The sequence below is a fragment of the Pseudoalteromonas sp. 2CM37A genome (assembly GCF_023161885.1).
In the GTDB taxonomy this organism is placed as follows: domain Bacteria; phylum Pseudomonadota; class Gammaproteobacteria; order Enterobacterales; family Alteromonadaceae; genus Pseudoalteromonas; species Pseudoalteromonas atlantica.
Genome location: NZ_JALNTJ010000011.1, coordinates 86,744 through 109,662, shown reverse-complemented (window position 1 = coordinate 109,662; position 22,919 = coordinate 86,744). Strand labels below are relative to the sequence as shown.

General features: G+C 42.0%; 25 protein-coding genes and 2 tRNA genes. 18 read left to right on the top strand and 9 right to left on the bottom strand.

The genetic code is table 11. The features are described from left to right. Positions 1-232: 232 nt before the first annotated feature. The 9 genes from rpsF (at position 233) to alr (ending at position 6,410) form a co-directional block, all read left to right on the top strand. Positions 233-574, top strand: coding sequence for a 30S ribosomal protein S6 (gene rpsF, locus MTF68_RS17890; RefSeq protein ID WP_004588455.1), 342 nt, complete (start codon positions 233-235; stop codon positions 572-574). 43 nt (positions 575-617) lie between these two features. After that, positions 618-935 (top strand): primosomal replication protein N, encoded by a 318-nt coding sequence (priB, locus tag MTF68_RS17885; RefSeq protein ID WP_004588456.1) that lies wholly within the window; start codon positions 618-620, stop codon positions 933-935. A 12-nt stretch (positions 936-947) separates the two neighbouring features. Beyond that, positions 948-1,175, top strand: coding sequence for a 30S ribosomal protein S18 (rpsR, locus tag MTF68_RS17880; protein WP_002962753.1), 228 nt, complete (start codon positions 948-950; stop codon positions 1,173-1,175). Between the two features lie 35 nt (positions 1,176-1,210). Further along, positions 1,211-1,663 carry a 50S ribosomal protein L9 gene (gene rplI / locus MTF68_RS17875; protein ID WP_004588457.1) on the top strand — a complete coding sequence of 151 codons (453 nt, stop codon included), beginning with the start codon at positions 1,211-1,213 and terminating at the stop codon, positions 1,661-1,663. A 210-nt stretch (positions 1,664-1,873) separates the two neighbouring features. Next, the gene (locus tag MTF68_RS17870; RefSeq protein ID WP_248463212.1) at positions 1,874-2,422 is read left to right on the top strand and encodes an RNA polymerase sigma factor; all 549 of its coding nucleotides are present in this window, start codon (positions 1,874-1,876) and stop codon (positions 2,420-2,422) included. Then, on the top strand, positions 2,415-2,891 hold the full coding sequence (locus MTF68_RS17865; protein ID WP_248463211.1) for a hypothetical protein: 477 nt from the start codon (positions 2,415-2,417) through the stop codon (positions 2,889-2,891). The genes MTF68_RS17870 and MTF68_RS17865 overlap by 8 nt, the downstream gene beginning before the upstream one ends. Before the next feature lie 9 nt (positions 2,892-2,900). Beyond that, a complete protein-coding gene (locus tag MTF68_RS17860; RefSeq protein WP_248463210.1) occupies positions 2,901-3,839 on the top strand; it encodes a DUF4097 family beta strand repeat-containing protein in 939 nt (312 codons plus the stop codon). 112 nt (positions 3,840-3,951) lie between these two features. Continuing rightward, positions 3,952-5,331 carry a replicative DNA helicase gene (dnaB, locus tag MTF68_RS17855; protein WP_004588461.1) on the top strand — a complete coding sequence of 460 codons (1,380 nt, stop codon included), beginning with the start codon at positions 3,952-3,954 and terminating at the stop codon, positions 5,329-5,331. Further along, positions 5,331-6,410: an alanine racemase gene (gene alr / locus MTF68_RS17850; protein WP_024031627.1), complete on the top strand. Its 1,080-nt coding sequence runs from the start codon at positions 5,331-5,333 to the stop codon at positions 6,408-6,410. Before dnaB ends, alr begins: the two co-directional genes overlap by 1 nt. A 14-nt stretch (positions 6,411-6,424) precedes the next feature. Here the strand turns inward: alr and MTF68_RS17845 are convergent, their stop codons facing one another. Then, positions 6,425-6,664 carry a DUF2960 domain-containing protein gene (locus MTF68_RS17845; protein WP_004588463.1) on the bottom strand — a complete coding sequence of 80 codons (240 nt, stop codon included), beginning with the start codon at positions 6,662-6,664 and terminating at the stop codon, positions 6,425-6,427. A gap of 98 nt (positions 6,665-6,762) precedes the next feature. Here MTF68_RS17845 and MTF68_RS17840 point away from each other — a divergent pair, with 98 nt between their 5' ends. Genes MTF68_RS17840 through MTF68_RS17830 form a run of 3 tightly spaced genes read left to right on the top strand, consistent with a single transcriptional unit; the run spans position 6,763 to position 8,483 of the window. Further along, positions 6,763-7,014 (top strand): hypothetical protein, encoded by a 252-nt coding sequence (locus MTF68_RS17840; RefSeq protein WP_004588464.1) that lies wholly within the window; start codon positions 6,763-6,765, stop codon positions 7,012-7,014. A 41-nt stretch (positions 7,015-7,055) separates the two neighbouring features. Continuing rightward, a complete protein-coding gene (gene pnuC, locus MTF68_RS17835; protein ID WP_004588465.1) occupies positions 7,056-7,673 on the top strand; it encodes a nicotinamide riboside transporter PnuC in 618 nt (205 codons plus the stop codon). Between the two features lie 3 nt (positions 7,674-7,676). Beyond that, positions 7,677-8,483: a phosphotransferase gene (locus MTF68_RS17830; RefSeq protein WP_248463209.1), complete on the top strand. Its 807-nt coding sequence runs from the start codon at positions 7,677-7,679 to the stop codon at positions 8,481-8,483. Here MTF68_RS17830 and MTF68_RS17825 read toward each other — a convergent pair. After that, positions 8,480-8,662 carry a hypothetical protein gene (locus tag MTF68_RS17825; RefSeq protein WP_024031630.1) on the bottom strand — a complete coding sequence of 61 codons (183 nt, stop codon included), beginning with the start codon at positions 8,660-8,662 and terminating at the stop codon, positions 8,480-8,482. The genes MTF68_RS17830 and MTF68_RS17825 overlap by 4 nt on opposite strands. Positions 8,663-8,896: 234 nt before the next feature. On the opposite strand from MTF68_RS17825, the gene MTF68_RS17820 reads away from it, so the two are divergent. Together MTF68_RS17820 and MTF68_RS17815 are read left to right on the top strand one after the other, a co-directional pair. Beyond that, positions 8,897-8,971, top strand: a tRNA-Arg gene (locus tag MTF68_RS17820). 150 nt (positions 8,972-9,121) lie between these two features. Continuing rightward, complete coding sequence (locus MTF68_RS17815) at positions 9,122-10,348, top strand: HD-GYP domain-containing protein (protein WP_029772471.1); 1,227 nt, start codon at positions 9,122-9,124, stop codon at positions 10,346-10,348. Here MTF68_RS17815 and MTF68_RS17810 read toward each other — a convergent pair. After that, entirely contained in the window at positions 10,308-10,631 is a 324-nt protein-coding gene (locus MTF68_RS17810; RefSeq protein WP_029772472.1) for a hypothetical protein, read from the bottom strand. The genes MTF68_RS17815 and MTF68_RS17810 overlap by 41 nt on opposite strands. A gap of 281 nt (positions 10,632-10,912) precedes the next feature. Between MTF68_RS17810 and MTF68_RS17805 the strand changes: the two genes are divergently transcribed. Further along, positions 10,913-12,181: an outer membrane protein transport protein gene (locus tag MTF68_RS17805; protein ID WP_029772473.1), complete on the top strand. Its 1,269-nt coding sequence runs from the start codon at positions 10,913-10,915 to the stop codon at positions 12,179-12,181. A gap of 105 nt (positions 12,182-12,286) precedes the next feature. On the opposite strand, the gene MTF68_RS17800 is transcribed toward MTF68_RS17805, so the two are convergent. The 3 genes from MTF68_RS17800 to pepA all read right to left on the bottom strand — a co-directional run bounded on the left by MTF68_RS17800 (position 12,287) and on the right by pepA (position 17,422). Further along, the gene (locus tag MTF68_RS17800; protein WP_248463207.1) at positions 12,287-15,139 is read right to left on the bottom strand and encodes a valine--tRNA ligase; all 2,853 of its coding nucleotides are present in this window, start codon (positions 15,137-15,139) and stop codon (positions 12,287-12,289) included. A 55-nt stretch (positions 15,140-15,194) separates the two neighbouring features. After that, positions 15,195-15,641 (bottom strand): DNA polymerase III subunit chi, encoded by a 447-nt coding sequence (locus tag MTF68_RS17795; protein WP_024031635.1) that lies wholly within the window; start codon positions 15,639-15,641, stop codon positions 15,195-15,197. A gap of 269 nt (positions 15,642-15,910) precedes the next feature. Then, the gene (gene pepA / locus MTF68_RS17790) at positions 15,911-17,422 is read right to left on the bottom strand and encodes a leucyl aminopeptidase (protein WP_029772475.1); all 1,512 of its coding nucleotides are present in this window, start codon (positions 17,420-17,422) and stop codon (positions 15,911-15,913) included. 308 nt (positions 17,423-17,730) lie between these two features. On the opposite strand from pepA, the gene lptF reads away from it, so the two are divergent. Both lptF and lptG read left to right on the top strand, forming a co-directional pair. Then, complete coding sequence (gene lptF / locus MTF68_RS17785; RefSeq protein ID WP_024031637.1) at positions 17,731-18,843, top strand: LPS export ABC transporter permease LptF; 1,113 nt, start codon at positions 17,731-17,733, stop codon at positions 18,841-18,843. Beyond that, positions 18,840-19,907, top strand: coding sequence for an LPS export ABC transporter permease LptG (lptG, locus tag MTF68_RS17780; RefSeq protein WP_031289389.1), 1,068 nt, complete (start codon positions 18,840-18,842; stop codon positions 19,905-19,907). Before lptF ends, lptG begins: the two co-directional genes overlap by 4 nt. Before the next feature lie 297 nt (positions 19,908-20,204). On the opposite strand, the gene MTF68_RS17775 is transcribed toward lptG, so the two are convergent. Continuing rightward, positions 20,205-20,705: an RDD family protein gene (locus MTF68_RS17775; protein WP_248463206.1), complete on the bottom strand. Its 501-nt coding sequence runs from the start codon at positions 20,703-20,705 to the stop codon at positions 20,205-20,207. Positions 20,706-21,011: 306 nt separating this feature from the next. Here MTF68_RS17775 and MTF68_RS17770 point away from each other — a divergent pair. Continuing rightward, positions 21,012-21,096 (top strand) — tRNA-Leu (locus tag MTF68_RS17770). Between the two features lie 256 nt (positions 21,097-21,352). On the opposite strand, the gene MTF68_RS17765 is transcribed toward MTF68_RS17770, so the two are convergent. Both MTF68_RS17765 and MTF68_RS17760 read right to left on the bottom strand, forming a co-directional pair. Continuing rightward, on the bottom strand, positions 21,353-22,126 hold the full coding sequence (locus MTF68_RS17765) for a polysaccharide deacetylase family protein (RefSeq protein ID WP_248463205.1): 774 nt from the start codon (positions 22,124-22,126) through the stop codon (positions 21,353-21,355). Next, on the bottom strand, positions 22,123-22,842 hold the full coding sequence (locus tag MTF68_RS17760; RefSeq protein ID WP_248463204.1) for a GDSL-type esterase/lipase family protein: 720 nt from the start codon (positions 22,840-22,842) through the stop codon (positions 22,123-22,125). Before MTF68_RS17760 ends, MTF68_RS17765 begins: the two co-directional genes overlap by 4 nt. Positions 22,843-22,919 lie beyond the last annotated feature (77 nt).

The following is a 22,919-nucleotide window of genomic DNA, read 5'->3' as shown; positions in this document are numbered from 1 at the left end:
GATAGCTGATAGCTGATAGCTGATAGCTGATAGCTGATAGCTGATAGCTGATAGCTGATAGCTGATAGCTGATAGCTTTAACACTTATCTATCAAAGCTTAAAAAACCTGCTTGCTTAATTATCCATCTAAGCGTAAAATGCGCGCTCATTTCGGCTTTTACACTATTAATTCCTTGCCTTAAACCGACCGGCCGAAACGGTAGAAGGCTCTATTAACCGTAAGGAATATCCATGCGTCATTACGAAATCGTATTCATGGTTCACCCTGATCAGAGTGAGCAAGTATCTGGTATGATCGAACGTTATACTGGTTCTATCACTGAAGCTGGTGGTACTATCCACCGTCTTGAAGACTGGGGCCGTCGTCAACTGGCTTACCCAATCAACAAGCTTCACAAAGCTCATTATGTTCTTATGAACGTTGAAGCACCTACTGAAGTAATCAGCGAGCTAGAAACTACTTTCCGCTACAACGATGCAGTGCTTCGTAACTTAGTTATGCGTACTAAAAATGCAGTAACTGAAGCGTCTCCTCTTGCAAGAGAAGAGAAGAAAGAAGCACCAGCTGCTTAATTGTTTTGAGTCCTAGCATGGCACGTAGTCAGCAGTTAATGTAATGGTTAGCCCATATATGAATCAGCTGGTTATATCGGGGGTTGTTTGTAAAACACCCAAGTTTAGCCAAAGCCCTGCAGGCATACCGCATTGTATTTTTGTTGTAGAACATAAATCGATGCAAACCGAAGCAGATCTTAACCGTAATAGTTACGTTAGGCTTCAGGTTGTTGCCAGTGGTAAGCAAATGCAACAACAGACTCAACATTTGCACGTTGGGCAGGCATTGCAAGTGAGTGGTTTTTTAAATCGCCACGAAGGTCGTAACGGCCTTAGCCAATTGGTTTTGCATGCTCAGCATATAGAAAGAATTATTTGAGGAATTAATCTCATGGCACGTTATTTCAGACGTCGTAAGTTCTGCCGCTTTAAAGCGGAAGGCGTACAACAAATCGATTACAAAGATCTAGCTACTCTTAGAAACTATGTTACAGAAAGTGGCAAAATCGTACCTAGCCGTATTACAGGTACTAGCGCTAAATACCAGCGCCAGCTAGCAACTGCTATTAAGCGTGCTCGCTACTTAGCCCTTCTTCCATACACTGACTTACATAAGTAAGCAGCGGATTAACAGTTTTTAAAAGGTGTAGAAACATGCAAGTTATTCTACTAGATAAGATCGCTAACCTAGGTGGCCTAGGTGACCAGGTTGTTGTTAAATCTGGCTTCGCACGTAACTTCCTTTTCCCGCAAGGTAAGGCAGTTCCTGCAACTAAAGCAAACATTGAAACGTTTGATGCTCGTCGCGCAGACTTAGAAGCGAAAATCGCTGAACAGTTAACTGCAGCACAAGCACGCGCTGACAAACTAGAAGCATTAGCAGAAGTTACTTTAGTATCTAAAGCTGGTGACGAAGGTAAGCTATTCGGTTCAATCGGTACTCGTGACATCGCTGACGCTATCTCAGCTGTTGGTGTTGAAGTTGCTAAATCAGAAGTTCGTTTACCTCACGGTACTATCCGTGAAACTGGCGAATTCGACGTTGCAATCGCAGTACACTCAGACGTAACAGCTACTATTAAAGTAATCGTTATTGCTGAAGCTTAATTTTTAATTAAGCCCAAAAAGCCGTGCTTTTAGCGCGGCTTTTTTGTATCTAAAATTCCTCTTTAATACCCATCTAATAGCTCTATATAAAATTATTTAACTATTTTTATTATTAGTTTAAACCTTTCTTGTCTGTCTTTGCGTCTTAGTAATCAATACACTCATTAATACACGTTTTTAAATAAAAATAATTAAAAGGCGACATCACGGATGTTACACACAAAACCCGAGCACACGCCCCTATGCGACCTTGCACTCATTGAGCGTGTTAAAGCGGGGGATCAAAATGCCTATAAGGCATTATATGAGCTGCATATAAAGCGTGTTTACGGTTTATGTTTGCGCTTATTGGCCGATGAAGCGCACGCTGAAGATGCCGCCCAAGAGGTGTTTGTGCAGGTGTGGCATAAAATAGCGCAGTTTGACGGGCGCTCACAATTTTCTACTTGGCTATATAGCGTAGCAAGCAACATTGCGATTAGTTATGTACGCAAGCACAAAAGCTGGTTAAACAAAGTTGTGAGCATAGAACAAAGCGGTATGGATGAGCAAAGCGTGCAAAGTTGTAAGGGATTAAACGGGTTAGATAAATTAATTGTTCGCCTACCAGAGCGCGCCCGTATGGTGTTTGTTTTATATGCTATTGAAGGCTACCGCCACGAAGAAATAGCCCAGCAATTGGGGATGGCAGTAGGGTCGAGTAAGTCGCAATATCATCGTGCAAGGCAGTTATTACAAGAGTGGTACGAGTATGAGTAAACAAAATTTTGATGACTACTTAAACGAGTCTTTAAACAATTTAAATAAAGACATAGCGCCCAATAAAGCACTTTGGCAGGGCATTGAGCACGCCATAGTTACAGCTAAGCCACTTGCTGTTAAAGCGCCATTATGGCCTAAATTGAGCGCTATTGCTGCGTGCAGTGCAGCGGCGTTATTAGCAATAAATATATTTATGAGCAATAACGAGCCAAGCCAAGTGGCTGCTATGAGCGATTATTTTAAAGCGCAAAAGCAAAGTTTATTAGTGCAGTACAAAAACCAAGATGCACTTACCAATAACTGGCAAGCACAGTTACAAGAGCTTGAAGAAGCAGAGCAAGCAATTAAACAGGCACTTGAAAACGAGCCACAAAATCAGGCATTACTGACCATGTTGGCGCAAGTTTACCAGCAACAACTCGACTTAATTAACAAGGTGCATGCACCGCGTTGGCAGCAAATATAGGGGAATAATATGAAAGCAATTTTACTTGGGCTGAGCCTATTACCACTGAGCGTTTTAGCGGGCGAAAAAATAGATAAGCAAATAGAGGTGCCAAGCGGCGGCACTATTTTTATTGAAAACCAACGTGGCGATGTAAACATAACCGGCTGGGATAAAAACGAATTTAAAGTCTCCGGCGAGCTTGATGACAAGGCCGAAGGGTTTGAGCTTAAAACGACAGGCGATAAAACCGAATTTATAGTAAAAATGCCACGCAATTTGGGATGGGGTAACAATGGAGATGGCTCTAACTTAACGGTATTTATGCCAAAAAGCAGTCGCTTAGAATTTGCTGGCGTAAATGTGTCAGTGACTGCAAAAACACTTAAAAAAGGCGCTGAGGTTGATGTTGTTAATGGTGAAATTACGGTAAATGACATTAGCGGCACTGTTAAATTAAGCACCGTAAATGGCGATGTAAACGCACAGAACTTAAGCGGCAATATTCAATTTGAAACCGTAAACGGTGAAATAAACGATAAGCAATCAAGCGGAGAGCTGCGCTTTAGCGCCGTAAATGGCGATATTAAATCAAGCACAACCGCAAACGACGTACGATTAGAAAACGTAAATGGCGATATCGATTTTACATTATCGAGCATTAAAAGCTTACGTATTAATACTGTAAACGGCGAAGCTGAAATACACATCAGCGAACTGCTAAAAGGGGCTGATGTTCGCTATGAGTCGGTAAGTGGTGATGCTGATTTTTACTTCCCGCAAAGCGTGTCGGCTCAGTTTGAGATTAAAGCGCACGCCAACGGTAAAATTATTAATAAAGTTACCAGCGATAAAGTGACTAAAGCTAAATATGGCCCCTCTAGTGATTTAGAGTTTAGTGCCAATGGTGGCAGCGCAAGTGTTGAAATGGATACTATAAGCGGGCGCATTGAGCTGCGAACTAAATAAGCTAATTAGCGTTAATGATTACAAAAAGCAGGAAAAGATTTCCTGCTTTGCTATTTGCACAGCCCCGCCAAGTCGATAGAATAGAGCCATTCAATTTTAGTACTGTGAAGTTATGGCCAAACCAGATAAGCAAGTCGATACCCTTAAAGTTCCTCCCCATTCAATAGAAGCTGAACAATCTGTTTTAGGTGGCTTAATGCTTGATAACCAAGCTTTTGACCGCGTAGCAGAGCTGGTTGTTGCGCAGGACTTTTATACCCGCACCCATAAGCTTATTTTTGAAGCCATGACCGCGCTTGCTGAAGTGGGCGATCCGATAGATTTAATCACAATTTCAGAAAGTCTTGAAAAAAATAACCAACTAGCAGGCATTGGTGGTTTTGCGTATTTGGCCGAAATAGCTAAAAACACCCCAAGTGCTGCGAATATCGATGCATACGCCAATATTGTGCGTGAGCGCGCGGTAGTACGCGAAATGATTGGCGTAGCTAATGAAATAGCCGAAGCTGGTTTTAACCCAGAAGGGCGCACCAGCCACGACTTATTAGACTTTGCCGAGAGTAAAGTATTTAAAATTGCTGAGCAACGTACAAAAAGTACCGAAGGCCCGCAAAGCATTCATAACATTCTTGAAAAAACCGTCGATAAAATCGAAGAGCTATACCAGTCGCCGCAAGACGGTGTAACCGGTGTAAGCACTGGGTATGCTGATTTAGATAAAATGACAGCAGGTATGCAGCCTTCTGATTTAATTATTGTTGCAGCACGTCCTTCAATGGGTAAAACCACCTTTGCGATGAACCTTGCTGAGCACGCCGCAATGACGCAAGACAAGCCTGTGCTTATTTACTCATTAGAGATGCCCTCTGAACAAATTATGATGAGGATGTTGGCATCACTTGGTCGTATTAACCAAACTAAGGTACGTACTGGCCAGCTAGATGATGACGATTGGGCGCGCCTTTCATCAACTATGGGGCTGTTGATGGAAAAAGGCAAAATGTATGTTGATGATGCATCGGGGCTTACACCTACCGATGTGCGTTCACGTGCAAGACGTATAGCGCGCGACCACGGTGGTATTAGTATGATCATGGTCGATTACCTTCAGTTAATGCGCGTACCTAGTTTATCAGATAATCGTACTTTAGAGATTGCCGAAATATCGCGTTCATTAAAAGCGCTCGCTAAAGAGTTACAGTGCCCGGTTATTGCGCTTTCGCAGCTAAACCGTACGCTAGAGCAACGTGCCGATAAACGCCCAATTAACTCAGACTTACGTGAGTCGGGTTCGATAGAGCAAGATGCCGATTTAATCATGTTTATATACCGTGATGAGGTATACAACGAAGACAGTACAGAAAAAGGCATCGCCGAAATTATCATAGGTAAACAGCGTAACGGCCCAATTGGTAAAGTGCGCTTAACCTTCCAAGGGCAATTTTCTCGCTTTGATAATTACGCGGGGCCAGCAGTTGATGATGAATACTAATGCGCCTAGCCACTGCCGAAATTAACCTAACCGCCCTTGCGCATAACTTATCGCAGGTAAAACGTTTTGCGCCAAATAGCAAAATAATGGCGGTATTAAAAGCCAATGCGTATGGGCATGGTTTAGTAAAAATTGCCCAGCACTTAAATAGTGCTGATGCTTTTGCTGTTGCCCGAATTGATGAAGCCCTCGCACTGCGCGCCGGCGGTTTAACAAAGCCAATAGTGCTGCTTGAAGGTTTTTTTAATAAAGCCGACTTACCTATTTTATTGGCTAATAATTTTCAAACTATTGTGCACGACGAAAACCAGCTTGCAGCAATAGAAAATGCCACCTTAGATGCGCCAATTACTTGCTGGCTAAAAATAAACACCGGCATGCACCGATTAGGCATAGCACCGGAGCAGTTTGACGCATTTTATAGTCGCTTGCAGCGCACACCCAATGCTAAAAGCACCATTAATTTGATGACCCATTTTTCGTGTGCCGATGATACGCACAATACTAAAACGGCGCAGCAAATTAGTTTATTTGATACGCTTGTAAAGGGCATAGACCAAGCACATTGTTTATCAAACTCGGCCGGTATTATAGCTTGGCCAGCAGGACACGGTGATTGGATACGCCCAGGACTTATGCTTTATGGGGTGTCGCCAATGGCAAACTGCACAGGGCAAGAACACAATTTAAAGCCGGTCATGCGTTTAACCACAAAGGTGATTGCAGTGCGTGATGTTGCCGCACACGAGCGTGTAGGGTACGGAGGCCGTTGGCAAAGTGATAAACCGACCCAATTAGCGGTAGTGGCTATGGGTTATGGCGATGGCTATCCGCGTCATGCCAAAGAAGGCACACCGGTTATGATTGCAGGGCAGCGTTACGGTATTGTAGGCAGTGTGTCTATGGATATGATAAGCATTGATATAGGCGAAAACGAGCACAATGTTAAAGTAGGCGACAGCGTTACAATGTGGGGGCCGGAGCTTCCGGTTGAAGAAATAGCCCACTGCGCCGATACTATCCCTTACGAATTACTGTGTAATATTACACCGCGCGTAAGTTACGAGTACCAGCGATAGTTAATAAGTGATATTTATTCTTTAATAAAGTAAATATCACTAAAGCCCATACGGGCAAATTCTTGGTCACGAAAGTTACGTACAGCCGAAGAGCCTTTTGAGGTCATTTCTATTTGGCGTACCATGTTTAAGTAGTTGGTTAAATCAATACCTTCGGCAGCGGCAATAGCTTGATACATGTCGTGGTATTTGTCTTTTGCGAAGTTAATTTCGCGCGGTTGGTTTTTAAATGTATAGGTTATTCTGCGTGCCATAATAAGCTCAGCTAATTGAGTGTGAGTGTAATTTTACACTGTATTGAACTGGCATTGAACGATTTGTTGAAATCAAATAATTAAAAGTAGAGTTTAAAATGAAATTATCAGTAGAGATCAGTAAATACCCACTTCATCAAGATTACATTCCGTTTATTAAGGGCTTTATTGACCGTTTGAACGAATACGACAACTTAAAAGTGATCACCAATACGCTTTCTACGCAAATTTTTGGCGATTACGATTTAGTAATGCAAGTGCTAAACACCGAAATTAAACGCTCGTACGAAGAGTTTGGTAAGGCTATTTTTGTTTGTAAGTTTTTATCTGGCGATTTATCTCCAGAGTAATCGCCTTTATTTAACGTGTATTAAAAACGGTAACCGCACACATGGATTTTTTAACACAAACCTTAAGTGGTTTTACAGCAATGTCGCATTGGGAATATATTGCGGTAGGGTTGTCTATTGCTTATTTGTTACTGGCAATAAAAGAGAGCCTATGGTGCTGGCCTGCCGCTTTTTTTAGCACGCTTATTTACACCATAATGTACTGGAATGGCGCGCTGCTTATGGAGTCGCTACTTAATTTTTATTACATGTACATGGCTGTATTTGGCTGGATGGTATGGCGCAAAGGCAAAGCAGATAATATTAGTATTACCTCATGGTCTACACAACGCCACGCCATTCTTATAGGCGCTACGAGCTTAGCGGCCATTATTATTGGCTATGTAATGCAAAACTACACCCACGCCGATTTTGCCTACCTAGATAGCTTTACAACCTGTTTTGCGGTGGTAACCACGTATTTAGTTGCTAAAAAAGTACTCGAAAACTGGCTGTATTGGATTGTTATTGATGCGGCCTCTATGTATTTGTATTACGAAAAAGGCTATTACCCAACGCTCGCGCTATTTATTTTTTACACTATTATGGCCGCGTGGGGATTTAAAACCTGGTACGAAGAGTACGAGCAAAGCCAAGCTAAGCCATTAGCGCAATTATAACGCATGTACCGTAATCCAAATATTGCCGCGTTATGTCGTGAGTTTGTGGCACCTGAGCACGTGCTACAAACCACTAAATTAGTGAATGGTTTAAGTAACGACAATTACCTAATAAAAACTGCACAGCAAAACTACTTATTAAAATGCTACAAATCGCATTGGCCTAAAATAGGGCTACAAGCCCAAACTGCACTTAGCCAGCATAACGTTTGCCCTAAACCCATTTGGCTCGATAAGGCTAACAGGCGAGCTGCATTTCGCTATATTTGTGGTGATATTGCTACTAATAATTACAGTATTGACCTAGTTGAGAAGTTGGCACGCGTTCATAGTTACCCTCTAGCTACACAGCCAATGGATATTGCAAAAGAGCTTGCGTATTACGCTACTAGCAATATATATCAACAGCACAGCCGCTTAATTGAAGATACGCTAAGCGCCATTAGTGACATGCCCTACAACAGTGGCTTTTGTCATAACGATTTAGTTAAAGATAACCTAATAGTAAATTCAAGAGGCATGTATTTGATTGACTTTGAATATGCGCAAACAAACGACGTGTATTTTGATTTAGCGGCACTTGCGGTTAGCTTAGAGCTAAATGCGCACGCAGAGCACACTTTGCTTGAGCAATATAGCGCCCAGCAAGTAATACCCAGTGAGTTTTATTGCGCTTATGACAAGCTACGTTACTTTAAAGTGGTTTTTTTGGTGTTATGTATAGGGTGGTATGAGCAGCGCGACATAAATAATAAGGCAAGCACATTACGCGCGCAGCTAAATAAGTTATCAAGCGAAATAAAAGGTTAAAGCCCGCCAAAACGCGCGGCAAGCTCTTTGTACTTTGCTACTTCGTCAGCATCAAATTGGGGTTCACCGTTTTCATCTTCAGACTTGGCAATAAGCAAGCTCTCACGAGCAAGGCGTTTTACCCGCTCGGCTTTTACACCTAAAAACTCAGCCACTTGCTCAGTCGACATTAAACTCATAATTACATCCTCTATATAATCCGTAAGCATTCAGAACATGTTGCCAAACGGTTACTATTTTTTTATCGAATACCAATAAATAGCTTGTTTTTGGCTAGTTGTGAAGTGTTTTATCAAAAACAGTTTGATTTATAGGCATATAACTCAATGATGCTGGTATTTATTTAAAGATCTCTTTATTATTGCCAGTGCTAAAGCATTGATATCGCGAGTTAGTGTTTTGGCAACAAATGTGCTCTTGTGGTGAAATGGATATCACGTGGCCCTCCGGAGGCTAAGTTCTAGGTTCGATTCCTAGCAAGAGCGCCATTTGCTTTTTATTGTTTTCCTGTTTACGTCTACCTTCATTTTAGTAGTCCTTTATAGTTATATGGTATTGCCCTCAACTCAAAAAGTAGACTTTTAGGGTTAAATAATGCTATTTAGTAGGCATATTTAATTGTAGAAAACGCTTCTGCCATGCTCATCGCGTTACCCATTTCAGAGCTCACCCCAGGTATGTTTGTTGACAGTGTTACCAAACAGCATGAAGGGCTCAACAGTATAAAAATAAAAACCAGTGGCTTAGTGCGAAACCAGGCAATTATAAAACGCTTAGTAACCGAAGGCGTTTTAGAGCTGCTTATCGACTTTACCAAAGGCGATGCCGCCATACCCGATAAGTACAAACCTAAGAGTGCGCCGCCACAAAAGAGCACCACTTCAAGCAGTAAAACAAAACCACCCGCGGTAAAACCTGCGATTACCCTTGAGCAAGAATTTGCCAAAGCCAGCATTAACTTTGAGCAGCATAATCGCAAGCTGCAAGCTTTGTATGGCGATGTAACCACAGGGTTGTCGGTTAATTTAAAGGTGATTGATGAAATGGCTAACGATATAGTCAGCTCGGTATTTAGAAATACCAGCGCAATGACCATTTTAACCCGCATAAAAGACAAACATAGCTACAATTGGCGGCACATGATTAACTGCGCTATTTTCACCGCCGTATTTGCTAAATATTTAGGATACAAAGAAGAAGCCGTGCAGCAGCTTGCTATGGGCGCGTTACTTCACGATTTAGGCCAAGCTAAACTCCCGCAGGGGATTATTTCTAGGCCAAGTAAACTCACTAGCAGCGAAATGGATATTATTAAACGCCATGTGGCTCAAGGTTTAGGTTTGGTTAAAGGTGAAAAAGGCATTACCCCCCTAATACTCGACATGATAGTTAACCACCATGAGCGACTAGATGGCTCAGGTTATCCGCGTGGTATTACAGCTGAAAAGCTTAGCCGCCCAGCGCGCATTATGGCAATTGTTGATGTGTACGATGCGCTAACAGCAGATAGACCGCATCAAGAAGGGGATGAACCCATTAATGCGCTGCGTTATTTGTTGGCTAACAAAGAGCTATTTGATGCAGAGCTAGTACAGCACTTTATTAAATGTTTAGGGGTGCACCCAGTAGGCACTATTGTTAAATTAACTAATGAGCGATTAGCTCTCGTGCTCGAGGGCAATAAATCAAATCCCATCAAGCCTAAAGTTAAGCTATTTTATAATGCTAAACACGGGCACCACGTCACCCCTAAAGACTTAGACTTAAATGAGCCTGATCAAAGTATTAAAATAGTGTCGAGTATCAAGCCACTCGACTATCAAATTAATTTGGCTCGTTTGTTAAAAGAGCACTTGTTGAATTAGCTTTTTTACAGCGCTTAAGTTTTTCGCGTTTAGCAGAAATATAAGCGCCTAAAAAACAACTCGCCATTAACGTTAGCCATAATAATGTTCCTTGCTGTACATGCAGTGCAATACAGCAAAAAGCTAACGACACTAATGCATTTAGCATGGCCCCTAACCAGTAATGGTTTACGGGGTTATCGCATTGGCCGGCTTGTGTGCAGGCACAATAGTTTGCTTTATAAAAACAAAACACACTGGCGCCACAAAAAATGAGCCCTGCAATAATAAGTAAAATGATCACCTATTTGCTTCCTTTGTGATTTTGTAATGAGTTTAAAATGCAGAGAATTACAAGTCAATCTAAGTGATAATTAATTACAATTAGAGTATAAACTCTAATAGCACATTTCTGCTCCGATGAGTTTTAAATAGTTGTTAAAATGTAGTTAAAAAACGTGTTTTTTGGTGTTTTTTGTCGCTTTGTTACAGTTTTTTATAAAAAATTAAGGTAGTGTAGCCAAGTTTAAAATCCTAATAACAACACATAGATACCCAAACGCTTGTTTGGTTAAGGACACAACAATGAAATTTTCTAAAACTCTTATTGCAGCTTCGCTTGCATTTGTTTCGGCTGATAGTTTTGCTGCCGCGTTTCAATTAGCAGAGCAAAACGCGTCAGGTTTAGGCCGTGCATACGCTGGTGAAGCATCTATCGCAGATGATGCGTCTGTTGTTGCTCGCAACCCTGCATTAATGACTTTATTTAAAGATAAGCAACTTAGTGTTGCTGCTATTGGTGTAATTCCAGATGTGAGCTTAGAAGGAACACAAACCAATAACGGTATTGATCCAAGTGCCCTAGATGATGACAGCATAGCACCAAGCGCAGTAGTACCTGCCGCTTACTTTACTATGCCGTATAACGATAAAGTATCACTAGGTTTTGGCGCGTTTTCTAACTTTGGTTTATCTACAGAGTTTAACGATGACTACGTAGCGGGCCAAATTGCAGGCGAGACAGAAATTTTCACCGTTAACCTTAATGCAAGCGTTGCTTATAAAGTAACTGAGCAATTTAGCTTTGGTATTGGCTTAAACTACATTTATGCAGATGCAACCGTAATCCGTAAAGTAGGCGCTAATACAAGCGGCTTTGATTTTGGTGCTGATGCAGTAAACCTTCAAGGTGACGACACAGGCCTAGGTTTAAACGTTGGTTTAATGTACCAACTAGACGAAAATAGCCGTTTTGGTTTTAACTACCGCAGCGAAACAGACATCACATTTGAAGGTGATTTCTCAAATGACTTACCAGTAGCTGTAGGCGGCACTGGTGGTGCACAACTACCGGGTTCTGTAGAGCTAACGTTACCAGCTATTGCTGAGTTTTCTGGTTCTCACCAGTTAGATGAAAAACTTGGCTTACACTACAGCGTATTATGGACAGGTTGGAGCAGCTTTGAGTCACTAGAAGCGCAAGTAACTGCACCAACAGGCGACAAGTTTGTTGCTTTTGAAAAGCAAGAGCAGTTTGACGATGCGTTTCGTTACTCTATCGGCACAGATTATCAATACAACGAAGACTTACTACTTCGTGCAGGTGTAGCGTTTGATGAGTCGCCAGTATCGCAAACTCACCTGTCTATCTCTATTCCTGATACAGACCGTTTTTGGTTCTCGTTTGGTGGTAACTACACTATCGACACGCAATCAAATGTTGATTTAGGTGTGAGTATTATTCGTGGTAAAACACAAACATTTACTGAAGCTGATGAGTCAGGCAGTGAGTGGGGCTTTGAGTCTAAAGGCCACGCTGTACTTGTTGGCGCTCAGTACAACTACAAGTTTTAATGTAGCTGTGCCTTGTGGTTAATCGCAGGGCACAAAAAAGCCGCTTACTTTAACAGTGAGCGGCTTTTTTAATGCCTGCTAAATTGCTTTAGCAGGCAACTAAAATTATAAGCTTTCTATTTTAGTTTTTTGCTCAAGTAGCTTGGTTTTGGCATCAGTGAATTCAGCTAATTTAGCATTTTCTTTTGCAAGTACTGCTTCTGGTGCGTTATTTACAAACTTTTCGTTAGCCAGCTTGTTTTGCACTTGGGCTAGGCCTTTTTCTGCTTTTTCGAGTTGCTTGTTAATACGTGCAAGCTCTGCTTCAACGTCAATTAAGCCCGCCATAGGGATCATAATTTCAAGGTTGCCAACATAGGATGTTGCACACGCTGGTGCATCGTCTTTGTTTTCAAGCAGGGTGAACGATTCAAGTTTAGCAAGCGAGGCAATAAATGACTCGTTTTCGTTAATACGGCGCACATCATCGCCTGATGCGTTAGCTAGCAACACGTTAAGTGGCTTACTTGGGCTAATGTCCATCTCACCACGAATAACACGAATTGCTAAAATAAACTGTTTAACCCACTCTAAGTCGTCCATAGCTTGGGCATCAACGTTTGCTTCATTATAAACAGGGAAGCCCTGTACCATGATGCTGGTGCCTTTAGTTTCAAGCCCTGCCAGTGGTGCAACGCGCTGCCAAATAGTTTCGGTAATGTATGGCATCATTGGGTGCATTAAGCGCAGTAGGCTTTCTAGTACCGTAATGAGTGTATTACGTGTACCACGTTGCTGTGCTTCATTGCCTTTAAATAATACCGGCTTAGTCAGCTCTAAGTACCAATCACAGAACTGGTTCCAAGTGAATTCGTAAAGTGTGTTAGCGGCTAAATCAAAGCGGTAGTTATCAAGGTGCTCAGTGTAGGTTTTAACCGTTGCTTCAAACTGACCTAATATCCAACGATCGGCTAACGAGAACTCTTTTTCAGCATCGTTGAAGCCACAATCTTGCTCTTCTGTGTTCATTAATACGTAACGGCTTGCGTTCCATAGTTTATTACAGAAGTTACGGTAACCTTCTAGACGATTCATATCCCAGTTGATATCACGACCGGTTGATGCCATTGCTGCAAGGGTAAAGCGAAGCGCATCGGTACCGTGTGCTTCAATACCATTTGCAAATACTTTACGCGTGTCTTTTTCAATTTTAGCGGCAAGTTTAGGCTGCATCATGTTGCCAGTACGCTTTTGTACTAAATCTTCAAGCTCGATGCCGTCAATCATATCTAGAGGGTCAAGTACGTTACCTTTTGACTTAGACATTTTATCGCCGTTGTCATCACGTATTAGGCCAGTAACATACACTGTTTTAAACGGCACTTGCGGCTTACCATTTTCATCTTTTATAAAGTGCAGCGTCATCATGATCATACGCGCAACCCAGAAGAAAATAATATCAAAACCCGTTACTAACACGTCAGACGGGTGGAAGGTTTTTAAATCATCCGTGTTCTCTGGCCAACCTTGCGTTGAGAACGTCCACAGCGCAGATGAGAACCAGGTATCAAGTACGTCTTCGTCTTGGTTTAGCGTAACATCATCGGCAATGTTGTTGTCGCGGCGTACTTCAGCTTCATCGCGGCCAACGTAAACGTTGCCTTCGCTGTCGTACCAAGCCGGAATACGGTGACCCCACCAAAGCTGGCGTGAAATACACCAATCTTGTACGTCGTTCATCCACGAGAAGTACATGTTCTCGTACTGTTTAGGAACAAACTGAATATCGCCATTTTTAACGGCATCTTTTGCAGGTTCTGCAAGTGGTGCAACACGTACATACCATTGGTCGGTAAGGAGTGGCTCAATGACCACACCAGAGCGGTCGCCGTAAGGTACAGTTAACGCATGGTCTTCGATTTTTTCGAGTAAACCAAGTTCTTCAAATTCTGCGATAATCGCTTTACGCGCAGCAAAACGGTCTAGGCCGTGTAAGCGCTCAGGAATTGGCGCATCAAACTCAAGCTCTTTACCGTCAAAGGTGTATGTTTCACCTTGGCTAAGAATGGCTGCGTTTTTATCGAAAATATTGATCATTGGCATTTTATGACGCTTGCCAACTTCGTTATCGTTAAAGTCGTGTGCAGGGGTGATTTTTACACAACCCGTGCCTTTGTCTTTATCAGCGTGTTCATCTGCAACAATTGTGATACGACGATTTACGATAGGCAGTAAAATCTCTTTACCAATTAAATCTGTGTAGCGCTCGTCATCTGGGTTAACCGCCACACCTGAGTCACCTAGCATGGTTTCTGGACGTGTTGTTGCTACGACAATGTAGTCTTTGCCGTCTTGTGTTTTAACGCCATCAGCAAGAGGGTAGCGCAAATTCCACATGTGGCCTTGTTTGTCTTTGTTTTCAACTTCAAGGTCTGAAATAGCTGTGTGTAATTTTGGATCCCAGTTTACTAGGCGCTTACCGCGATAAATTAGGTTTTCTTTGTGAAGACGTACAAAGACTTCTTTAACCGCTTCAGATAAGCCATCGTCCATCGTAAAGCGTTCACGGTCCCAATCAACCGATGCGCCAAGACGACGAAGCTGTTTAGTGATAGTACCGCCAGATTCGTTTTTCCATTCCCAAATTTTATTAATAAAATCTTCGCGGCCTAAATCGTGACGTGTTTTACCTTCTTCAGCGTGTAGTTTACGCTCCACCAACATTTGCGTTGCAATACCCGCGTGGTCAGTACCTACTTGCCATAATGTGTTGTTACCTTGCATACGCTTAAAACGCGTAAGGGTATCCATTATTGTATCTTGGAAGGCGTGGCCCATGTGCAAGCTACCGGTGACATTTGGCGGCGGGATCATGATCGAATACGGTACGCCTTGGCCAGATGGCTTAAAGTAGCCTTTTTGTTCCCAGTCTTGGTATAGCGACTGTTCAATATCTTGCGGATTGTAGGTTTTATCCATTACACAGAACCTTAAATAAGTACTTAAATTAGTTGGTTAGCTTTATCCTAAACGGCTAGCTATTAATCTCTTGCGTGCTGATATTGGCACCAAGTTGGCGCAGCTTTTTAAAGCGCTCACGAGCGGCTTGTTTAGCTACAGACTCTACTGGTACAAAATCAAAAACTTGGCTAAAACGCCTAATAAAATCAGGCAGGTTATTAGCTAAGTTAATTAAAACGTTACGTTTGCCAACAGGAGGCGTGGTGCCTATTTCTACTGGTGCGCCGGCTTTAGGGCCTTCGCCTTGCAGGTTATGCGGCACAAAACTGTCCGGATCAAATGCCCAAATGGTTTCGTCAATGGCATAGGCGGTATGTTCGTTATCTACAAAAATAAATACACGATGCCCTAATCGATACTGCTCTGCGGCAATTTGAGCTGCTAAAGCAAAATGATCATCAGCCTGCGCTTTAGATTCATCTTGTTGCTTTAGAACGAAAAATTGAGCATTCATGTTCATTGTATCGGGGTTTCCCATGACATTGAATGTGCACATAGTTGATACACATAAATTAAGAGGCAGATTTTGCCATATAACGGGGTTTGCTTCAATTAATACACAGATAATTGCAGCAATAAAAAAGGCGCCAAATGGCGCCTTAATACAAGTTAAATAACCTAAGCTCGGGTTAAAATATTTTTGCCTTATGGCAAATAAATTTAATGCTGTTAGCGCTAAAAATACCTGCTGAGTGGCTTTTCTAAATAAGGCTCAGGTTAATTAGGCTATTAGTCGTGCGTAGCTTCGCTTACACCCGCTCGGTTTAATAAATACTGAGTAAGCATAGGAACAGGGCGACCCGTTGCACCTTTTTTAGCGCCACTGCGCCACGCGGTACCGGCTACGTCTAAGTGAGCCCAGTTATACTTTTTAGTAAACTTAGATAAGAAACACGCTGCAGTAATAGTACCAGCAGAGCGCCCACCTAAGTTTGTAAAATCGGCAAATGGGCTATCGAGTTGATCTTGATAGTCATCCCACAGTGGTAACTGCCATGCACGGTCGCCACTTTGCTCAGACGCTTTTAATAAATCATGCGCAAGTGGGTTGTGGTTTGACAGTAAACCTGTTGCGTGTGCACCAAGGGCAACAATACATGCGCCTGTTAGTGTTGCTACGTCAATTACTGTATCTGGGTCAAAACGCTCAACGTAAGTTAACGCATCACATAATACTAATCGGCCTTCGGCATCAGTATTAAGCACTTCAACGGTTTGCCCCGACATTGTTGTTAAAATATCGCCAGGGCGGTACGCGTTAGAGCTTGGCATGTTTTCACAGCCGGCTAAAACACCAATTACGTTAATAGGTAGCTGCATTTGTGCCAGTGCGCGCATAGCGCCAATTACACCGGCTGCGCCGCCCATGTCGTATTTCATTTCATCCATGGCTTCGCCTGGCTTAATTGAAATACCGCCCGAGTCAAACGTTAGGCCTTTACCTACTAGCACAATAGGCGCTTGCTCATCGCTTGCACCTTTGTAGTTAATAACCGACATAACCGATTCGTTATCACTGCCGCGACCAACTGCTAAGTACGAGTTCATACCTAGTTCGGCCATTTTTTCTTCGCCAATAATATCAACGGTGATGTTGTCAAAATTGCTAGCCAGCTCTTGCGCTTGTTCGCCTAAATAAGCAGGGTTACAAATATTAGGTGGCATGTTGGCTACGTCTTTACATAGCTTACTACCTGCGGCAATGGCTAAACCATGCTCAATAGCGCTTTCACCAATGGTCAGCTCGCGACGCGTTGGTACGTTAAACACAATTTTACGAAGTGGACGACGAGGGTCTACTTTTTTGCTTTTTAGCTGGTTAAATGTGTATAGGCAATCTTGTGTTGTTTCTACCGCTTGGCGAACCTTCCAGTAGGTATCACGACCTTTAACGTGTTGCTCTGTTAAAAAGCACACCGCTTCCATTGAGCCGGTTTCGTTTAAGGTATTAATTGTTTTAGAAATTATTTGCTTATATTGCTTATCATCAAGCTCGCGCTCTTTACCACAGCCAACAAGCAATACGCGCTCGCTTAAAACGTTAGGTACATGATGCAATAATAACACTTGCCCCGGCTTACCTTCTAGGTCGCCACGGCGTAGTAAATTTGAGATATAACCATCGCTGATTTTATCGAGTTGTTCACCAATGGGGGATAACCTACGTGGTTCGTAAACGCCAACGACAATACACGCGCTGCGTTGTTTTTCTGGGCTACCACTTTTTACGTTAAATTCCATTGTTACTCCTGGTTGTGAGTCATATACGTTATTAATTGGGGCTAAAAAAATAAAATCTAGTCTTCGCTACGTAACTTATGTAGGGATAATCTTAATTTTAGCTGATTTTTTCTGACTCTTACTGTGTAATTGAACTTTATATGTTTAAGGGCTACTAATGCAACAATATATCGTGCACTTAGGTAGGATAATTAATTTTGTTAGCTTATAATAACGACTTATTTACCAGATAAAACTGGGTAAAATAGCTACTTTATTATCAAATTATCACTATTGTAGTGAAATTCTATGTTTAACAGGGGCGAGCATTGCTTATTTTTCGTTATTTGACCGCTGAGGTTTTAAAATCGCAGGTCGCCGTATTTTTAACTTTAATGACCATTTTTGTGTCACAAAAGTTTGTGGTTATTTTAGGAGATGCTTCTGAAGGGAGCATTCCTGCCAAGTTAGTATTATCGATGATTGCGCTTAAACTGCCGCAATTAGCTTCGCTGATCCTGCCATTGAGTATATTTTTGGGCATTATTTTAGCCTACAGCCGTATTTACGCCGACAGCGAAATGACCGTTCTTAAAGCCTGTGGGGTGAGTGAATGGTATGTGGTACGCGTTACTTTAATTTCGAGTGTGGGTTTGGCTATATTAGCAGCCTCTCTTACCATGTACCTTGCGCCGTGGGCGAGTGAGCAAGAGTACCAATTAAAAGAGCAAGCCAAAGCCGATGCGGGCTTATCTGCGTTAAGGGCTGGGCGGTTTCAACAAACCGGTAATGAAAAAGCCGTGGTGTTTATTCATAACATTGAAAACGGCGGTAAAGAGCTTAACAAAGTATTTGTAGCGCAACTGCCGGATACCGAAAAAGATGACCTTGCACGTTTAGTGTATGCCGAACAAGGTGTGGTGGTAGAGGCAATAAACGGTGAGCAACAATTAGTGCTAACCGATGGTAAACGCTACGAAACCGATGGCAAAACACCGGCTCTTAATTTAACGCAGTTTGATGGCTACAGCGTACAAATACGCGAGCAAGAAATAGAGCATCAGCGCCGTAAATTAGAAGCAATACCTACTAATCAACTATTGCCACTCAATACCTCTGAATCTATAGCCCAGTGGCAGTGGCGTATTGCAATACCGCTTTCTATTCCGTTACTAACGTTAATAGCAGTACCGCTAAGTGTGGTTAATCCGCGCCAAGGTAAGTTTGCTAAATTAGTGCCAGCCATTAGCTTGTACTTAGGTTACTTTATCTTACTCAATGCTGCAAAATTTGCCGTAGAAGATGGCAAAATACCGCCTTCAATTGGTTTGTGGTGGATTCACTTAAGCGCTTTATTTATAGGTAGTTTATTAATTATAAAAGGTCGCCCATTGGGCGCCTGGCTTAAAGCCGTTGTAACAAAACGGGAGTTAAGCGCATGATGAAAACACTCGATTGGTACTTAGGCCGCAGCATTTTACAAACCACCGGATTTGCTTTGTTAGTGCTAGTAGGGATTAGTACATTAATTAAGTTTATTGATCAGCTAAAGTCGGTTGGTCGTGGCAGTTACGATTTAATGACCGCAACGCTTTACACCTTTTACAGTATGCCGGGCGATTTAGTTATATTCTTCCCGATGGCGGCGCTTATTGGTGGCTTAACAGGCTTAGGTGCACTGGCTTCAAACAGTGAGCTGGTGGTAATGCAAGCTGCGGGTATGTCGCGCTTGCAAATTATAGGCTCGGTAATGAAAACCGCCGTGTTTATGGCTGTGTGTATGATGGCTCTTGGTGAGTGGGGCGCACCAGAGGCGCAACAACACGCCAAAGAAATGCGTAATCAGGCAATTTATGGCGGCGATGTATTCAATGCACAAAAAGGCGTATGGGCTAAAGATGGCAACAACTTTATTAATATTGAAGATGTAGATCAAAACGGCCGTTTAAACGGTGTGCACATGTATCAATTTGATAAGTCACTCGATTTAACTCAAATAACCAAAGCTAAAGTGGCCATTGGTCGTGATGAAGGTTGGCTATTACGCGATGTAAACAAGGTTCATATTAGTGATGAGCAAATAAGCAGTGAACACATTGATGAAGAGTTTTACCCTTCGCAATTAACGGGCGAAAAGCTTGGTGTTGTATCGGTAAAGCCTGAGTCGCTTTCCTTTACAGGGCTTTGGTCTTACTTAGGGTATTTACAGCAAAATGAGCAAGATACCAGCACCTATGAGCTGGCCTTGTGGCGTAAGCTAATGCAGCCTGTGTCTGTTGCCGTAATGCTACTGGTTGCACTGTCGTTTATATTTGGCCCGTTACGTACCGTTACTATGGGTGCGCGCATCATTATGGGTGTAGTAACGGGAATTGTATTTCACTTAATAAATGAGATATTTGGCCCTGTGGTAATGGTTTATCAAATACCCGCTATTATAGGCGCGGTACTGCCAAGTATACTATTTATAGGCTTTGCTACGTACATGATGAATAAGCGGGTATAGCCGTTATAAGCGCTTATTTAATACTAAAAAGGTGACCTATGGTCACCTTTTTTGTTTTTATAACGCGTTATTTAAAAACTATTACCAATCAGCTTAATTAAGTGATCAATTTTGAGGCTGGAAAAACGTGTTGATAGCTAGGCAAAAAATCGCTATTTAGTTGCTCTCGGCAGTTGCTCCTGCATTGCTCTACCTTATGCATCCATGCAGCCGTAAATGAGCATTTTTTAACGCAGGTAGCGACAAGTTAGCCCAGCAAAATAATTAAGTATTATTGCGCATTGGTATAAATAGGTATTAATCTAGCTCGCGGTAAATACGTTTGTTTTCTTCTTTTGTAAGAGTAATTACCTCAGTTTTTGAGACATAGTCTTGCAGCGCTTTTTTGTTTTTAAAATCAATTAATACCACAAGGTTACCTAAACCAAGCAGGGCGCTTAGGCTGCGAACAATAGACTGCGGCCAACTAATTAAGCTTCCTTCATTAGTTTGTACTTTTAAACGCCATGCGCGCATGCCAATAGTTTGCCCGCTTTTAGTCCAAAAATAGCCAAAAAATACTAAAGTAACAATAACAAGTAGGGCGCTTCGAATACTCGACAGCAGCAGTGAATCTTGAATAAGTGCCGATACATCTTCAGCACCATTTAAACTAATAACATCAAGTGAAATAAGCCCTTGTACGGCAAACAAATAGAGCACAACCGTTAACATAGCAAACGCAATAATAGCTAACGTATCATAAACTAACGACGCAAAACGACGCCAAAAACCAGCTCGTGGAAACTCACCCGACATAAATACACTCTCACTGTTAATATGCGCGCTAGTTTAGCAAAAAAGCTCACAAATACTAAGCGCTATAGTTCAGTGATATACCTTGGCGTTACTATTAGCTGTATTTAATACTTCAACCAGTAAACGACATTTTGCACAGGCTGTCTAAATGTTAAGCGGTTGATCAGGCTAATGTCATAAAACGCTTGCTGCCACCCCTATTGTTTGTATAATGCTTGGCATAGAGACGAAGGCACATAAATAATCCTGAGCTCTAAAGTGGTTTTTCTTTATCTTCTCGTGTTTAGAAGGTTAAAGAAAAATGACGCCAGCGTGATGAAATTGGTATACATGGGGGATTCAAAATCCCCTGCCGAAAGGCGTGCCGGTTCGAGCCCGGCCGCTGGTACCACTTTTTATGACCCTAACCAAATTGGTTAGGGTTTTTTTATGTCTGAAATTTGTGTTGGGACGGACTCGAGCGCCACTCAGAGTGGCGCTAATATCAGTTACAGTCCGCCCGCAGGGTGAGAGTGTACCGAAACGAAGTTTCGCAGTTACTCGCAGTGAGTTAATGGATTAACGATGGATACTGCATCAAGGATGAGCTAATTACGCTTACTTCATTAAAATGGGCTTATATGAGCTTTACTTAGCACTGCGCACGCTTATTTGCCTTCTAAAAACGCGATGAACTCTCCAGCCGATACATACCAAATATCATCTTTATTTGAGATTGTCTGAACGAGCTGCTCGGCGTAATCCCAGTTATTATTTTTAGTGTTTTTATCAAATTCCCACGAATGGCCCCAAATCATCATTACAGTGAGCTTATTGCTTTTAAGCGCTATATATTGCTCTACTAAAGGCATTGCTTTTGAGTGGTGAACGGTTGGGTTCCACGCCATGTAGTTGGTAGGGAGCTCAAAATTAAGGGTGTCGTTTACTGTTCGGGCATTAGTAAAGCCCGCTTGCTTTACTAATTTCATAGCGGCTTTATCGTAAGAGCCTAAAGGGTATGCAAAAGAGTGTAAGGAGCTGCCTTTTAAGAGCGATAAAATGTGCTTATCGCGGGCTAATTGTAATTTTAATTCTGCTGTATCTAAGCCCGCAAAGCCCGGATGTGAGTAACTGTGGCTTGCTATTTCATGGCCTTTATAAAGTGTTTTTACTTCACTTTGCTTTATATATTCGCCTGCTTTACCGGTAAAGGTTTTCATCCACGGTAGCTTTTTAGAAAATAAACCTGAGTTTAAGTTAAACGTGCCAACTACCTGATACTTGTTAAAAAGCGCCACCAGCTTTCTGTCTTGTATAACGCCATCGTCGTAGCTAAAAATAACGGCTTTAGTGGCACCGTTAGGGTAGCCTTTTAAAGGTGCTTTACTGGCTGCACACGTAAAGCTTGCCGCCATTAATATAGCAATTAATAAACTCTTCATTTTAAGGTTTTCATTATTGATGCAAGTTGTTTAGCCCAAAGGTCATAGCCTGCCTTGTTTAAATGGGTGCCATCGGTCGTGAGCGTTTCATTAAGCGTGCCTTGAGCGCCTAAAAATGCGGTGTGCAAGTCTATATAGGTAAAATTTGCGTGCTCAATTGCTTTAATTTGTTGGTTAACGGTTTGCGTCATTTGCGTTATAAAATCGCGATGATCGGGCAAAATACTCTGTACATAAATTTGTGTATTTGGGAGTGATTTATTGAGCTGAGTCACTATTTTTTCGATATTTTCACTTACCGATGCTAAGTCTTTAACTTGCTTTATATAATGGTAATTAAAAATATCGTTAACGCCAATTTTTAAAAATATAGCTTTAGGAGGGGCTGCTTTTAATTCGTTTAAACGCGCTAAAACACCGTAGGTCATATCGCCACTAATACCGCGGTTTCTTACGCGTAGGTCGTTAAACCGAATGCTCCAATTTAGCCCTTGCTCTGTAATGCTATCACCAACAAAAACAATATCGCCTTTGCATAAAGGTTGTAGCTTAAAATGGGCTATACGCTCAGCATAATGTTTTTTTAGCCATTGCGATTGAAAAGGAATTGCCTTTTCGGCATTAGCTTTAAAGCTTATTAATACAGCACCTATAATTAATGTGCCAAGTAGAAAAGTGATGTGTTGGAGTGTGTAATTACTTGGTTTATAACTCATAAAAACCTGCGCTTATAGACATACTAACTTAGCAATGTATATATAAACGCCGGTTTTTGATACGTGTTGCATTCGTA